This window comes from Methylobacterium sp. Leaf87 (genome assembly GCF_001422775.1).
Taxonomy (GTDB): domain Bacteria; phylum Pseudomonadota; class Alphaproteobacteria; order Rhizobiales; family Beijerinckiaceae; genus Methylobacterium.
Genome location: NZ_LMMI01000012.1, coordinates 296628 through 310526 on the forward strand (window position 1 = coordinate 296628; position 13899 = coordinate 310526).

Below are 13899 nucleotides of genomic sequence, written 5' to 3' on the forward strand. Positions count from 1 at the left end.
TCCGCCACCGGATCCGCGCCATGACCCAAGGGCCATCCCCCGAGCAGACCCCGTTCGGCGACATCCGCCGGCTCCTCGACGCCCTGCCGGGCCCGGACCGGGACGCCGTCGCCATGGTGGCCGAGCGCGACGCCACCCTGACGAAGCCCGCCGGGTCCCTGGGGCGCCTGGAGCATCTCGTGAGCTGGCTCGCCGCCTGGCAGGGCAAGGGCCAGCCGAGCCTCGACCGGCCCCTGGTCTGCGTCTTCGCCGGAAGCCACGGCGTCGCGGCGCGGGGCGTCTCGGCCTATCCCACCGCGGTGAACCGCCAGATGCTCGAGAACTTCGCCGCGGGCGGCGGCGCCATCAACCAGATCTGTGCCGCCTACGGCCTCGGCTTCAAGGTGTTCGACCTCGCCATCGACCTGCCGACCGGCGACATCACCACGGAGGCCGCCTTCGACGAGAAGGCCTGCGTCGCCACCATGGCGTTCGGCATGGAGGCGGTGGCCGCCGGGACCGATTGCCTCGCGGTCGGCGAGATGGGCATCGGCAACACCACCGTGGCGGCGGCGATCTACGCCGCCCTCTACGGCGGCGAGCCCGCCCACTGGGTCGGGCGCGGCACGGGGGTGGACGAGGCGGGCCTCGCCCGCAAGGTCGCGGCGGTGGAGGCGGCCCTCGCCCACCATGCGGGCCATCTCGACGATCCCCTCGAGGTGCTGGCCCGCCTCGGCGGCCGGGAGATCGCCGCCATCGCGGGGGCGATCCTCGCCGCGCGCCTGCAGCGGGTGCCCGTGGTCCTCGACGGCTACGTCGCCACGGCGGCGGCGGCGATCCTGCACGCCCTCGACCCGTCGCTCCTCGACCATTGCCTCGCCGGTCACGTCTCGGCCGAGGGCGCCCATGCGGACGTGCTGGAACGCCTCGGCCTCGTGCCGCTCCTGGCCCTCGGGATGCGGCTCGGCGAAGGATCGGGCGCGGCCCTGGCCGTCGGCCTCCTCAAGGGCGCGCTCGCCTGCCACCGCGACATGGCGACGTTCTCCCAGGCCGGCGTGTCGGAGCGCTCGGCCGGTTAAGCGAGCAGGCGGTCGAGGCGCATCCGGGTGATCAGGGCGATCTCGTCGAGGGCGCTCGCCGCCTCGTCCACTGGGTCCCGAAGCACGCGCGTTTCGAAGATCCGAAGGATCTCGGCCCGGTCGCGGCCCCGCACGGCGACGATGAACGGGAACCCGAATCGCTCGCGGTAGGCGGCGTTCAGGCGGTCGAAGGCGTCCGCGTCGGCGGGTGGCATGCGGTCGAGGGCGGCGCTGCCCTGCTCGCTCGCCGAATCGGCCGTCATGCTGCGCGCCCGCGCCTCCGGGCCGGCGAGTTCCGGGTGACCGTCGAGGAAGGCGCTGCGCGCCGCCGCCGGGGCCGCCCACACCACGGCCATCATCGCCCCGTGCAGGTCCGCGACGCTCGCGAAGGGCCGGGCCGGGAACGCTCCCTCGGCCACCCAGGCGGCATGCTCGAACACGCCGCCCAACAGGGCTACGAAGGCCTCACGGTCGAGGTGATTCAGGGTGGCGAGGTCGGTCATGCGGCGTCAGCTTCCCCGATAGGTCGCGCAGTTGCCGGGCGTGCACAGCATCGGCACGTGATAGTGCTGCTTCACGTCGAACACCGAAAAGCGCACCACCGGGTTGTCCACGAAGATGTCGGCCTCGGTCACGCCGGGCTTGGCTTTCAGATAGGCGTCGATGTGGAATTCGAGCTGGTACTGGCCCGCCCTGGCTTCGTCGCCGGGCAGGATCGGCTTGTCCGTGCGCCCGTCCGCGTTGGTGACGACGGATTTGACGAGGCGCCACGCATCGCCCTCCCTCACCGAGAAATCGATGCGCACGCCCGGTGCCGGGCGGCCGCGATCGGCGTCGAGGACGTGTGTGGTGATGCCGGCCATGGGGTGTCGTGTCTCCGGGAGGGCGTCGCGTGTGTGGGGTCAGCTGCCGCGGTAGTAGGAATAGCCCCACGGCGTGAACAGCACCGGCAGGTGGTAGCGCTGACTCGCGTCGCGGATCACGAAGCGCACGGGCACGAGGCCGAGGAAATTCGGGCTCGGGAGGGTGGCGCCGGTCTTGGCGAAATACGCCTCGAAATGCATGAGCAGCTCGTAATGGCCGACCTTCAGGGCATCCTCCGACAGGAGCGGTTCCGACGTGCGGCCGTTGGCGGCCGTGGTGACGGTCTTGATCGGCCGGTAGGCGTCGCCCTCGCGGATGGAGAGGTCGCAGACCATGCCGGCGCCGGGCGTGCCGTGGAAATTGTCGATGGCGTGCAGGGTCAGGCGTGGCCCGAGCCCGGCCTGGGTCACCGGCGCCGTCGTCAGGGCGCCGGGCTGGGACGGGCTCGCCGGGGGCGGATTCGCCTGCGCCAGGGCACCCGGAACGGCGGCTAGGGCGACCCCGCCGATCCCAGCGCCGACGAGGCTCCGGCGCGTCAGGGCAAATCCGTCGAATTCCTGTCCGGCGACGTCACGTCGATCCGTTCTGCGTCGATCCATGGAAGGCTCCTTGGGCGGGTCCGGCTCACGCCACCGCGACGCGCGGCTCCGGTGCGGGCGTCTCCGGGGCGGGCGTCTCCGGGGCAGGCGGCTCGGGCGGGACGAAACTGAGGATGAGGACGAGGGCGATGCCCTCGACGGCGGCGACGATCCACAGGCCGGTGGAGACCGAGCCGGTGAGTTCGCGCAGGAATCCCATGGCGGCGGGCGCGCCGAAGCCCGCGAGATTGGCCACCGAATTGATCAGCGCGATGCCGGCGGCGGCGGCCGAGCCCGCTAGGAACCGGCCGGGGATCTGCCAGAACACCGGGATCGCGCTCATGGTGCCGACGATGGCCACGGTGAGGGCGACGACGGACAGGGCCGGGCTCACGGGTACCAGGAATCCGAGGAGCGCGATGGCCGTGGCGCCGACGAGGGCCGGGACGCCGCAATGCAGCCGCGCCTCGCCGGAGCGGTCGGAATGAAGGCCGTTGAGGATCATGCCGGCGCCGCCGCACAGGTAGGCGCCCGACAGGATCCAGCCGATAGTGAGCGGATCGGTGAAGCCGGCCTCCCGCACCACGCTCGGGCCGAAGAAGGTCAGCGCCGAGTTGGCGGTGACGATGCAAAAGAAGATCGCGATGCACTGCCAGACGCGGGCATCCTTCAGGGAGGCCAGGATGCGGTGCTCGCGGGGCCCGAGGGCCGCCGCGTCGCGGGCCAGATCCGCCACCACCAGGGCCCGCTGCGTGTCCGTGAGCCACAGGGCCTTCGCGGGCCGGTCGGTCAGATAGAACAGGGTGACGAGGCCGGCGAGGATCGACGGGATGCCCTCGATGAGGAACACCCACTGCCAGCCGGCCCAACCGTTCACGCCGTCCATGCCGGTCATGATCGCACCGGCGAGCGGCCCGCCGATGACGCCGGCCAGCGCCGAGGCCGACATGAACAGGCCGAACACCCGCGCGCGTCGCTCCGTCGGATACCAGTAGGTCAGGAACAGGATCACGCCCGGATAGAACCCGGCCTCGAACACGCCGAGCAGGAAGCGCAGCGCGTAGAACCCGGCCGGCGTCGTCACGAACATCATCGCCACGCAGCACGCGCCCCACAGAAAGGTGATGCGGGCGATGGTCCGGCGGGCGCCGATGTGTTCCAGGAGCAGGTTGCTCGGCACCTCGCAGAGGAAGTAGCCGAGAAAGAAGATGCCCGCGCCGATGCCGTAGACCGTCTCGCTGAACTTCAGGTCGGCGAGCATCTGCAGCTTGGCGAAACCGATGTTCACCCGGTCGATCCACGACAGGATCCACAGACCCATCAGGAACGGCAGCAGCCGCCAGGTGATCCGGCGGTAGGCCGCGTCGAGGTCGGTAGGGAGGCCGGCGTACGGGGGGAGGGCGGTCCGGGCTGTCTGGCTCATGGTCCCCGTCCCCGCGGCCCGATTCGGCCCAGCCGATCGTCGCGGCGGCATCCTTCGGGACGAAGCAACATACGGACCAGGGACGGCGCCTGGAAAGAGGAGATCCGCGCTCCGGCTCCCGTCGGGGCCTCAGGCCGCCCGCGCCGCCGAGCGTCCGCGCTTGGCGTCCGCCGTGGCCTTGTCCGAATCCTGGCTCATGAGATCCTGGATCGGCAGGTCCCCGCCCCGCAGGTCCCCGCCCCGCAGGTCCCCGCCCGGCAGGTCCAGCGCCGGGAGGGTATCCATGACCCGGCTCGCCGGGAAGGTGACCACCACCTCGGTGCCCTCGCGCGGCTTCGACTGCAGCAGGAAGTTGCCGCCGTGGAGATCGACGAGACCCTTCACGATGGGCAGGCCGAGGCCCGAGCCCTGCTCCGCCGTCTTGATGGCGAGGGACCCGCGCCCGAACGACGACATCACCGTGCCGAGCTCGTCCTCCGGAATGCCCGGTCCGCTGTCCTTCACGCTCACGTATTGCCCGCCGGACGAGGTCCAGCCGACCTTGATGGTGATCTCGCCGCCCGGCGGGGTGAACTTCACCGCGTTCGACAGGAGGTTGAGGATGATCTGGCGCAGGGCCCGCTCGTCCGCCCACAGGCGCGGCAGGCTGTCGTCGATGAACTCGTGGAAGGTCTGGCCCTTGCTGCGTGCGCGCAGGCCGACCATGTGGCGGCACTCGTCCACGGCGAAGCCGAGCTGGATCGCCTCCTCGTTGAGCTCGTAGCGCCCGGCCTCGATGCGGGAGAGATCGAGGATCTCGTTGATCAGGTTGAGGAGGTGCAGGCCGCTGTCGTGGATGTCGGCGGCGTATTCCTTGTAGGACGGCGCGACGTGGGCGCCGAACACCTCGTTCTTCATCACCTCCGAGAAGCCCAGGATGGCGTTGAGCGGCGTGCGCAGCTCGTGGCTCATGGTGGCAAGGAACCGGCTTTTCGCGAGGTTGGCTTCCTCGGCCCGGCGCCGCGCCTCGTCGGAATTGGCCTTGGCCTGCTCGAGTTCGCCGAAGATCGCGTCCTTCTCGGCCTGGGATTTCAGGGCCCCCACCGTCGAGGCGTAGACCCGCCGGGCCAGCCCCATGAAGAACACCTGCGCGCCCACCACCATGGTGACCAGCATCGCCGTGTCCATGTCGTGCGAGAACACGAGGAGCGACAGGGCGGCGATGTTGAGGGGAATGAGGGCGGCCACCGCGGCCGCCGGCAGAGTCGCGGCGAGCATCGTCGACACCGCAGCGACGATGAGGAGGCCGAACAGAACGAAGGTGCGGGCCCCCGGCGCGGTGCCGACGAGGATCATCAGGGCCCAGGACGTGCTCTGTACGGCCTCGCACACCATGAAGTAGCGCCGCCACACCGTGACGGAGACCGCCTCCGGGTCCTGCGCCAGGAAGCGCCGGGTGGCGAACATCGACAGGGCGACGGCCGCCAGGAGACAGGCCGCCCACACGGCCGCCACGGGGGGCGGCACCCAGAGGGCGGAGCCCCCCGCGATGGCGAGGCCCAGCAATGCCAGGGGAATGACCGCGCCGGCCCGGTACTGGGCATAGACGCGCACCAGCTCGTAATCGAAGGCGCGTTCCAGCCCGCTCGTCGAGGTCAGCTTCTCGCGGGCCGAGCGCATTTCGCGCGCGACCTCGCGGCGGCGCACCGCCTCCGGGGCGGCCGGGCCGCGCCCACGCTGAATCATCTCCGCTGTCAGGTCGGGCATTACCGTCTTGAGGATCGCGCGAAGGGGCGCTCGCACCCCATGGGGGACCGCGAGCATGTCGGAACACGACCCCTGCGAGACTGACCCGGATATGTTAAGAACGGCCTGCCGCGATCCGCGGCATTGTCTCGATTCCGGACGCTTCGGCGGCGTGATCGGTCGTCGGCGTGGACAAGTCCTGTGTGGTGGCGCACACGAATCGCGCCGTCAGCGGTCTAGCATCGTTCCAAATTACGAATTCGGAGCACGACCCATGGTGAAGCTGACCGTCAACGGCGTCGCCCATAGCGTCGAGGCCGATCCCGAGACCCCGCTCCTCTGGGTGCTGCGCGACCACCTCGACAAGACCGGGACCAAGTATGGCTGCGGCATCGCGCAGTGCGGCGCCTGCACGGTCCACCTCGACGGCCAGCCCGTCCGCGCCTGCCAGACCCGGATCGGCGACATCGGCGAGGGCAAGGTCACCACCATCGAGGGCGTGTCCGGCAAGGTCGCCGAGGCCGTCCGCACCGCCTGGCGCGGCCTCGACGTGGTCCAGTGCGGCTACTGCCAGTCGGGCCAGATGATGTCGGCCATCGGCCTTCTCTCGGGCAACGCGAAGCCGACGGATGCCGATATCGACGGGGCCATGGACGGAAACGTCTGCCGTTGCGGCACCTACCAGCGCATTCGCGCGGCGATCCACGAGGCGGCGCGCAGCCTCGCCTGATCGTCCCCCTGCCCGAATCCTGAAGACCCGTCCGAATTGGAGTCTGCCATGCTGAAGGTCCGTCAGGCCCTGGAGACCGTCCCCTCCCGCCGCGCCTTCCTGGGCGGGGCCACCGTCGCGACGGGGGCGATCCTGCTCGGCTTCACCCTCGGCGGCCCGCGCCAGGCCCGCGCCGCGGGCGGTCCCGACCTCACCGGCGGTCCGGCGAAACCGAACGCCTTCGTGCGGATCGCCGCCGACGACACCGTCACGGTGATGATCAAGCACCTCGACATGGGCCAGGGCAACACCACGGGCCTCGCCACCATCCTGGCCGACGAACTCGACGCGGATTGGGCCACCGTCCGCACGGCCTTCGCCCCGGCGGATGCGGCCCTCTACAGCAACCTGCTCATGGGCCCCGTGCAGGGCACGGGCGGCTCCACGGCCATCGCCAATTCCTGGCTCCAGCTGCGCCGGGCGGGTGCGGCCGCCCGCGCCATGCTGGTGGCCGCCGCCGCCGAACGCTGGAAGGTCCCGGCCGGCGAGATCACGGTCTCGAAGGGTCTGGTGCGCCACGCCGCCTCCAACCGGCAGGCCCGCTTCGGCGAGCTCGCCGAGGCGGCCGCGGCGCAGCCCGTGCCGCAGGAGCCGACCCTCAAGCGTCCGGACCAGTGGACGCTCATCGGTACCAAGGTGCCGCGCCTCGATTCGGCCGCCAAGACCGACGGCAGCGCCACCTATTCCATGGATATCCGGCGCCCCGGCCAAGTCACGGCCGTGGTGCTGCACGCGCCGCGCTTCGGCGGCGTGGTGGCGACGGTGAACAGCAAGGCGGCGCGGGCCATGCCGGGCGTCCTCGACGTGGTGACGATCCCCACCGGCGTCGCGGTGATCGCCAAGGACACGTGGTCGGCCATCAAGGGCCGCGAGGTGCTGGACGTGACCTGGGACGATTCGGGCGCCGAGACCCGCTCGTCCGACGCGATCCTGGCCGAGTACCGCGAGCGCCTCAAGAGGCCCGGCATCGTCGCCTCGGAGCGTGGCGACGCCGGCGGCGCCATCGGCAAGGCCGCGAAGGTGCTGGAGGCGGAGTTCACCTTCCCCTACCTCGCCCACGCCTCCATGGAACCCCTCAACGCCACCATCGAGCGGGCCCCGGACGGCACCTACGACGTCTTCGCCGGCTGCCAGATCCAGACCATCGAGCAGGCCGTGGTGGCCGCCACCCTCGGGGTGACCACCGACAAGGTCCGCCTCCACACCCAATGGGCCGGCGGCTCGTTCGGCCGGCGCGCGACGCCGAGCGCCGACTACTTCGCCGAGACCGCCGCCATCGTGAAGGCGACGGGGGGCAAGGCCCCGGTCCATCTCGTCTGGACCCGCGAGGACGACATGGCCGGCGGCTACTACCGGCCGATGGTGGTGCACAAGCTCAGGGCCGGCCTCGACGCCGCCGGGGCGGTGGTCGGCTGGGAACACCGCATGATCGGCAAGTCGATCATGATCGGCTCGCCCTTCGAGGCGATGCTGGTGAAGAACGGCGTCGATTCGACCTCCATCGAGGGCGCGTCCGACACGCCCTACGCGTTGCCGGCCTACCGGTTCGAGGTCAACAACGCCCGCGAGGGCGTACCGGTGCTGTGGTGGCGCTCGGTGGGCCACACCCACACGGCGCACGCCATGGAGGTGTTCATCGACGAGTTGGCTCACGCCGCCGGGGCCGATCCCGTCGCCTACCGGCTCGCGATGCTGAAGGGCGCCCCGCGCCTCTCCGGCGTCCTGACGCTCGCCGCCGAGAAGGCCGGCTGGTCGAACCGACCTTCGGGCAAGGGGCACGGATTCGGCGTCGCGGCCCACGAATCCTTCGGCTCCTATGTCGCCATGGTGGCCGACGTCACCGCCGACGAAGCCAAGCTGAAGGTCAACCGCATCGTCGCCGCTGTCGATGTCGGTATCGCCGTCAACCCGGACATCATCCGGGCCCAGGTCGAGGGTGCGGTCGGCTTCGCGCTCTCGTCGGTCCTTCGCAACCGGATCACCCTCAAGGACGGGGTGGTGCAGGAGCGCAACTTCGACACCTATGAGCCGACCCGCATGAGCGAGATGCCGGTGGTCGAGGTTCACATCATGCCGTCCACCACGGCGCCCACGGGCATCGGCGAGCCCGGCGTGCCGGTCATCGCCCCGGCGATCTCCAACGCCGTCTTCGCCGCCACGGGGCGGCGCCTGCGATCCCTGCCGCTGGATCTCGGCGGGCTCAAGGGCGTCTGACCACCGTCGTCGGAAGTCACGGGCACAAGGCCCGTGACGTCAATCATGGATTGTCAATCTCTCGCTCGTAGACCGGACGGACAACGACCGGTTTCGAGCGATCAGATGCTGTCCTGGGTTCCGTCGATCTTCAAGCGGTTTACTGGCGTTCAGCAGCCGTCCCGGCCGCGCAGCATGGACACTGCGCTCTTGCCGGCGATCCTGCGCATCGGCAACCGCACCTATGCCTGCGACATCGTCGGTCAGGTCAGCGACAAGACCCTGGTGAACCTGCGCCGGGACGTGGTCATCGGTCCGAACGAAGCCATCGACATCAAGCTCGATCGCGACCGCACCTATCGCCGGTTCAGCGTACGGTGGAAACACGGTCTCCAGATCAGCGTCCAGCCCATTACGTCCTGGGCCGCACCGAAGGCGCAGACCTCCTGAGCCGGGACCCCTCGGATTTCGTGAGCTAGGCGCGGCCGGCCGAGCCGATGAAGGTCACGCCGGATCGATCGCGAAAGCCATGCCGAGGCCCGGTCCCTGATCCGCATAATCGACGAGGGCGTAGCCGCGCTCGGCTAAGGCCGCCTCCAGGATATCGTGGTGCTTGCGGAACATCTGGCCGATGGCCAGCGGCGTCAGGCGCGGGTTGCCGCGTCGCAGTTCGTCCACGCCGACGTGCAGCGGCGCGCCGCCCCGGTCCGCGATGCGCACCAAGGCGGCGGCCAGATCCGCCGCCTTGGTCTCCGACGCCGATTTCGCCTTGAACGCCATATCGTCTCCCGTCCCGGCGCGCCTGAGGCCCCCCGCGCGGACGTGGTCCGCTCCAGGAATCCTCGCCAGAGATCCGACAACGACCTTGGACCGGGAAGGGATTCCGATCCAGGGTGCTGCCGGTCATGCACGCTAGTTGGGGTGGAACACCACCTTCACGCAGCCATCCTTCTTGTCGCGGAAGGTCTTGTACAGGTCGGGCCCGTCGGCGAGATTCGTGGAGCGGTGCGTGATCATCGACGTCATGTCGATCTTGCCCGCCTGGATCAGCTTGGTCAGCGGTTCGAGGTAGCGCTTCACGTGGGTCTGGCCGCTCTTCATGGTCAGGCCCTTCTGCACGATCATCCCCATGTTGATCGGGATCGGCCCGCCATAGACGCCCGGCACCGAGACGATGCCGCACGGGCGCACGGCCTTGATCGCCTCCATGAGGGCGTAGGGCCGCTCCGTCGAGGTGAGCTTCTCCTGGATGGTGTTGACGATGGAGGCGAGGCCATGCCCGGCGCTGGCCTCCATGCCGACGCAGTCGATGACGGCGTCGGCCCCCTCGCCCTTGCTGATCTCCTTGATGCGCTCGAACACGTCGTCGTTGGCGTAGTCGATGATGTCGGTGGCCCCGTAGGTCCGGGCGAGGGCGAGGCGCTCCGGCACCGTGTCGATGGCGATGATGCGCTCGGCGCCCATGATCTTGGCCGACTGGATCGCGAACAGGCCCACCGGACCGGCACCCCAAACGGCGATGATCTCGCCGCCCCTGATCTCGCAATGCTCGGCGCCCTGCCAGCCTGTGGGCAGGATATCGGTGAGGAACAGGAGCGATTCGTCGTCGACGCCCTCCGGCGCCAGCATGGGGGCGACGTCCGCCATGGGCACCCGGACGTACTCGGCCTGGCCGCCGGAATAGCCGCCGGTGAGGTGCGAGTAGCCGAACAGGCCGGCGGTGGGGTAACCGAACTGGGCCGCCGCCATGGCGCCGTTACGGTTCGAGCGCTGGCACACCGAGTAATTGCCGAGGCGGCACTGGCGGCACTCGCCGCAATTGATGTTGAACGGCACGACGATACGGTCGCCCTTTTTGAACTTGGTGAAGCCGGCGCCGACCTCGACGACCTCACCCATGAACTCGTGGCCCAGCACGTCGCCGCTCTCCATGGTCGGCATCTGGCCGTCCATGAGGTGGAGGTCCGAGCCGCAGATGGCGCACGAGGTCACCTTGATGATGACGTCGCGTGTGTCCTCGATCCTCGGGTCCGGCACCGTATCGCACCGGATGTCGCCCTTGCCATGCCAACACAGTGCCTTCATCCGGAACGTCCTCTGCGATGTCGCGTGGCAGTCCGAGCGATCCGATCCCAGAGATTCAGATCGAAATCTTGATCCGATCGGTCGGCCACTACCGATGATGCTTCGATACCGGATTCAAGACGCTTGGCCGGGGATATGTTCCGATTTTCAGGTCCGCAGGAACGTCGCAAGATCGTTCGGCCGGTGCTCGCCTTGAATCCGCGCGAGCGCCCGCGGTCCACCCTCTCGGGACCCTGATGGTCGGCTCCGGGATCGCCGCCGCGGCCGGATCACCGACCCTCATCCGCAGCTGCCACCTCGGCATCGGCAGAGTTCGGCATCGGCGGGAGTGAGGGAAATCGGTTCGATGCGTCGTTCGCCATCGGCCCAGGCCGGAAGCAGTCGTCTCGGCCCTGTCCAGGGCCGAGGCGCGCCCCTATCTCCGGACCATCATGCAACCTGTTCCGGATTTCGACGCGACGGCCGCGTCCCTGCGCGCCTGCCGGATCTGCCGCGACGCGCCGGTCTATGGGCCGCCCTTGCCCCAGGAGCCGCGCCCCATCGTCCAGGGCCGTTCCAGCGCGCGCCTCTGCATCGCCAGCCAGGCGCCGGGCAACCGGGCCGACAAGAGCGGCGTCCCGTTCATGGACCCCTCCGGGATTCGCCTGCGCGACTGGCTCGGCCTCGACGAGGCCGCGTTCTACGATGCGTCGCGCCTCGCCATCGTGCCCATGGGTGCGTGCTTTCCGGGCTACGACGCCAAGGGTGGGGACCGCCCGCCCCGGCGCGAATGCGCCGAGCGCTGGCGGGCCGAGCTGTTCGCGGGGCTGCCCAACCTCGACCTGATCCTCGTCATCGGCCAGTATGCGCAGGTGTGGCACCTCGGGCGGTCGAAGGGCGGGCTCACCGAGACCGTCCGGGGCTGGCGCGCCGTCCTGGCGGCCCCGCGCCGGCCGCGCGTGCTGCCCCTGCCGCACCCGTCCTGGCGCAACAGCGGCTGGCTGAAGGCCAATCCGTGGTTCGAGGCCGAGCTGCTGCCGGTTCTGCGGGCGGAGGTGGCCGCCGCGATGGCGCCGCGTTGACACCGGGCTCCCGACGCGGGATGGCCGCCCGACGCTTCCAGGCCGAAGGACCCGACGATGCCCGCCATGCTCGATCCGCGCGACCGCCTCATCGTCGCCCTCGACGTCGCGACGGTGGCTGAGGCGGAAGCACTGGTGGAGCGCATCGGCGACGCCGCGACCTTCTACAAGATCGGCTACCGCCTCGCCTATGCGGGCGGGCTCGCCCTGGTGCCCCGTCTCGCCGCCGCCGGCCTCAAGGTGTTCCTCGACCTGAAGCTCCACGACATCGGCAACACCGTGGAGGAGGGCGTGCGGGCGCTGTCCGACCTCGGGCCGACCTTCCTCACGGTGCATGCCTATCCGCAGACCATGCGGGCGGCGGTGCGGGGACGCGGCACCGGCGGCCTGCGAATCCTGGCCGTCACTGTGCTGACCTCCTACGACGAGGCCGATGCGCAGGAGGCCGGCTACGCGCTGCCCATCGCCGACCTCGTGGCGCAGCGCGCACGCCAGGCAGACGAGGCCGGGATCGACGGCATCGTCTGCAGCGCCGTCGAGGCGGTCTCTGTCCGGGGCGTGGTCGGGCCTTCGCGCCTCATCGTCACCCCCGGCATCCGCCCGGCCGACAGCGGCCTCGGCGACCAGAAGCGGGTGATGACGCCCGGCGAGGCCCGACGCGCCGGTATCGACCATGTGGTGGTCGGGCGCCCGATCACTGGCGCCGCCGATCCCCGCGCCGTCGCGCAGGCCATCGTCGCCGACATGGCGTGATGCGGGATCAGGCGGGCGCGCGCAGGCTTCTCAGCAGAAAGGCGATCATCGCCTCGACGGGGGGAACCCCGGCATCGGGGTAGCGACTGACGAGGGTGGGATGGCAGTAGCGCAGCACCGCCGTATGCAGGCAGGCGGCGGCGGTCGCTGGATCGTCCACCGCGAATTCACCCGCCGTGATCCCGTCGCGCACCAGGGTCTCGATCATCGAGCCGATCCGCTCGATATGGTGGGCGCAGACATCCCAGCTTTCGGCGACGGCGGCCTCGACCATCTCGTGCATGCGCGGGTTGGCGTCGCAGCGCTCGACGCAGGCCCGGTGCAGGACCAGAATCACGCTCGTGAGCCGTGCGCTTGCACTTTGCCCGGGCCCCTGCGCCGCGATGGCCACGCGCTGCTCGGTCTCGTCCATGAGACGCTTGATCACGGCCTCGTGGATCGCCTTCTTCGAATCGAAGAAACGATACACGTTGGCCGGACTCATCCGTAGGGCGCGCGCGATGTCGGCGACGGTGGTCTTCTGGTAGCCGATCTCCCGGAACGCCTTTTCGGCGGTTTCCAGAATGCGGCACCGGGTCATCGGCGCCGCTTCGTGCGGAAGAGCGAGGTCGTCGGGGAGGGCGGTCACGGGTGCCGCTGCGGTGGTCATGGCATCACGCTAGGGGGCGGCCCAGGCAAGGTCAAAGGCTCAAAGAGCCCTCGACGCACGTGACGCGGGGAGTGTGCCTTACGAGCCGAACTGCGATCCGAGCTGCTCCAGATATTCGGCCAGATCGACTCCGCCGACGCGCTTGCCGTAATCGAACCGCATGCCCTGCTGAATGTCGACACTGCTCGACTTGGTCGTCAGGGTAAAAGGCTTGACGCAGATCCAGGCGCCGTCGTGGCGATGTTGGAAGAAATTCAGGATCTCGTGCTTGGCCATGGCCGGGTTCCCCTCTGTCTGGGGAATCAACGGCCATCAACCGCAACGGTTCACTCGAGGCCCGAATTTCGACATGTTTCGAAAAAAGGTGGCCGATGCGGTCGCGTTCCTGACCGTCGTTCACACGGATCGGAGCGGCGTCACCCGAATCATCTCGGCTCGCCCTGCCTCGCAACGGGAAAGGAAACGCTATGATGAAGCGCTACGCGCGTCCGATGATGCCCGATGAGATCGCGGCCGTACCGGACGCCGAGATCGATTTCAGCGATGTGCCGGAACTCGATGAGGCGTTCTGGACAAACGCCAAGCTCGTCGAGCCGGATCGGACGCAATCCGTCACGCTCCGGGTCAAGACATCGGTCCTCAATGCCTACGAGCAGCAGGGGCGAGGCTACCAGACGCGCATGAACGCCGTTCTGGAAAGCTATGCCCGTGCGACGCTCAAACATGAGTGAGGGAGCGAGA

Annotated in this window: 16 protein-coding genes; 7 read left to right on the top strand and 9 right to left on the bottom strand. The window is 69.5% G+C overall.

The window, feature by feature from the left end; genetic code table 11:
* The first annotated feature begins 20 nt into the window (after positions 1 to 20).
* Complete coding sequence (gene cobT, locus ASF22_RS09415; RefSeq protein ID WP_056263582.1) at positions 21 to 1058, top strand: nicotinate-nucleotide--dimethylbenzimidazole phosphoribosyltransferase; 1038 nt, start codon at positions 21 to 23, stop codon at positions 1056 to 1058.
* On the opposite strand, the gene uraD is transcribed toward cobT, so the two are convergent.
* The 5 genes from uraD to ASF22_RS09440 all read right to left on the bottom strand — a co-directional run bounded on the left by uraD (position 1055) and on the right by ASF22_RS09440 (position 5669).
* Positions 1055 to 1561: a 2-oxo-4-hydroxy-4-carboxy-5-ureidoimidazoline decarboxylase gene (uraD, locus tag ASF22_RS09420; protein ID WP_056263584.1), complete on the bottom strand. Its 507-nt coding sequence runs from the start codon at positions 1559 to 1561 to the stop codon at positions 1055 to 1057. The genes cobT and uraD overlap by 4 nt on opposite strands.
* 6 nt (positions 1562 to 1567) lie before the next feature.
* On the bottom strand, positions 1568 to 1921 hold the full coding sequence (gene uraH / locus ASF22_RS09425; protein ID WP_056166698.1) for a hydroxyisourate hydrolase: 354 nt from the start codon (positions 1919 to 1921) through the stop codon (positions 1568 to 1570).
* 39 nt (positions 1922 to 1960) lie between these two features.
* Positions 1961 to 2521 (bottom strand): hydroxyisourate hydrolase, encoded by a 561-nt coding sequence (gene uraH / locus ASF22_RS09430; protein WP_082483598.1) that lies wholly within the window; start codon positions 2519 to 2521, stop codon positions 1961 to 1963.
* Between the two features lie 25 nt (positions 2522 to 2546).
* Complete coding sequence (locus ASF22_RS09435; protein ID WP_056263585.1) at positions 2547 to 3923, bottom strand: MFS transporter; 1377 nt, start codon at positions 3921 to 3923, stop codon at positions 2547 to 2549.
* Positions 3924 to 4052: 129 nt separating this feature from the next.
* Positions 4053 to 5669, bottom strand: coding sequence for a HAMP domain-containing sensor histidine kinase (locus ASF22_RS09440; protein WP_156647649.1), 1617 nt, complete (start codon positions 5667 to 5669; stop codon positions 4053 to 4055).
* A gap of 253 nt (positions 5670 to 5922) precedes the next feature.
* Between ASF22_RS09440 and ASF22_RS09445 the strand changes: the two genes are divergently transcribed.
* The 3 genes from ASF22_RS09445 to ASF22_RS09455 all read left to right on the top strand — a co-directional run bounded on the left by ASF22_RS09445 (position 5923) and on the right by ASF22_RS09455 (position 9060).
* Positions 5923 to 6378 carry a (2Fe-2S)-binding protein gene (locus ASF22_RS09445; RefSeq protein WP_056166708.1) on the top strand — a complete coding sequence of 152 codons (456 nt, stop codon included), beginning with the start codon at positions 5923 to 5925 and terminating at the stop codon, positions 6376 to 6378.
* A 48-nt stretch (positions 6379 to 6426) separates the two neighbouring features.
* Positions 6427 to 8631, top strand: a complete 2205-nt coding sequence (locus ASF22_RS09450) for a xanthine dehydrogenase family protein molybdopterin-binding subunit (RefSeq protein ID WP_056263591.1) — start codon at positions 6427 to 6429, stop codon at positions 8629 to 8631.
* Between the two features lie 105 nt (positions 8632 to 8736).
* Positions 8737 to 9060, top strand: a complete 324-nt coding sequence (locus ASF22_RS09455) for a hypothetical protein (protein WP_056263592.1) — start codon at positions 8737 to 8739, stop codon at positions 9058 to 9060.
* Positions 9061 to 9114: 54 nt separating this feature from the next.
* Here ASF22_RS09455 and ASF22_RS09460 read toward each other — a convergent pair whose 3' ends face one another.
* Both ASF22_RS09460 and ASF22_RS09465 read right to left on the bottom strand, forming a co-directional pair.
* Complete coding sequence (locus tag ASF22_RS09460) at positions 9115 to 9390, bottom strand: hypothetical protein (RefSeq protein ID WP_056166716.1); 276 nt, start codon at positions 9388 to 9390, stop codon at positions 9115 to 9117.
* A 132-nt stretch (positions 9391 to 9522) separates the two neighbouring features.
* Positions 9523 to 10695 (bottom strand): zinc-dependent alcohol dehydrogenase, encoded by a 1173-nt coding sequence (locus tag ASF22_RS09465; RefSeq protein WP_056263594.1) that lies wholly within the window; start codon positions 10693 to 10695, stop codon positions 9523 to 9525.
* Between the two features lie 431 nt (positions 10696 to 11126).
* On the opposite strand from ASF22_RS09465, the gene ASF22_RS09470 reads away from it, so the two are divergent.
* Positions 11127 to 11756 (top strand): uracil-DNA glycosylase family protein, encoded by a 630-nt coding sequence (locus ASF22_RS09470; protein ID WP_056263596.1) that lies wholly within the window; start codon positions 11127 to 11129, stop codon positions 11754 to 11756.
* A gap of 57 nt (positions 11757 to 11813) precedes the next feature.
* Positions 11814 to 12509: an orotidine-5'-phosphate decarboxylase gene (gene pyrF, locus ASF22_RS09475; protein ID WP_056263599.1), complete on the top strand. Its 696-nt coding sequence runs from the start codon at positions 11814 to 11816 to the stop codon at positions 12507 to 12509.
* 7 nt (positions 12510 to 12516) lie between these two features.
* Here the strand turns inward: pyrF and ASF22_RS09480 are convergent, their stop codons facing one another.
* Positions 12517 to 13158, bottom strand: coding sequence for a TetR/AcrR family transcriptional regulator (locus ASF22_RS09480; RefSeq protein ID WP_082483599.1), 642 nt, complete (start codon positions 13156 to 13158; stop codon positions 12517 to 12519).
* A 78-nt stretch (positions 13159 to 13236) separates the two neighbouring features.
* Complete coding sequence (locus ASF22_RS09485; RefSeq protein WP_056166727.1) at positions 13237 to 13434, bottom strand: hypothetical protein; 198 nt, start codon at positions 13432 to 13434, stop codon at positions 13237 to 13239.
* A 191-nt stretch (positions 13435 to 13625) separates the two neighbouring features.
* Between ASF22_RS09485 and ASF22_RS09490 the strand changes: the two genes are divergently transcribed.
* Positions 13626 to 13889 carry a BrnA antitoxin family protein gene (locus tag ASF22_RS09490; RefSeq protein ID WP_056263601.1) on the top strand — a complete coding sequence of 88 codons (264 nt, stop codon included), beginning with the start codon at positions 13626 to 13628 and terminating at the stop codon, positions 13887 to 13889.
* Positions 13890 to 13899: the final 10 nt, after the last annotated feature.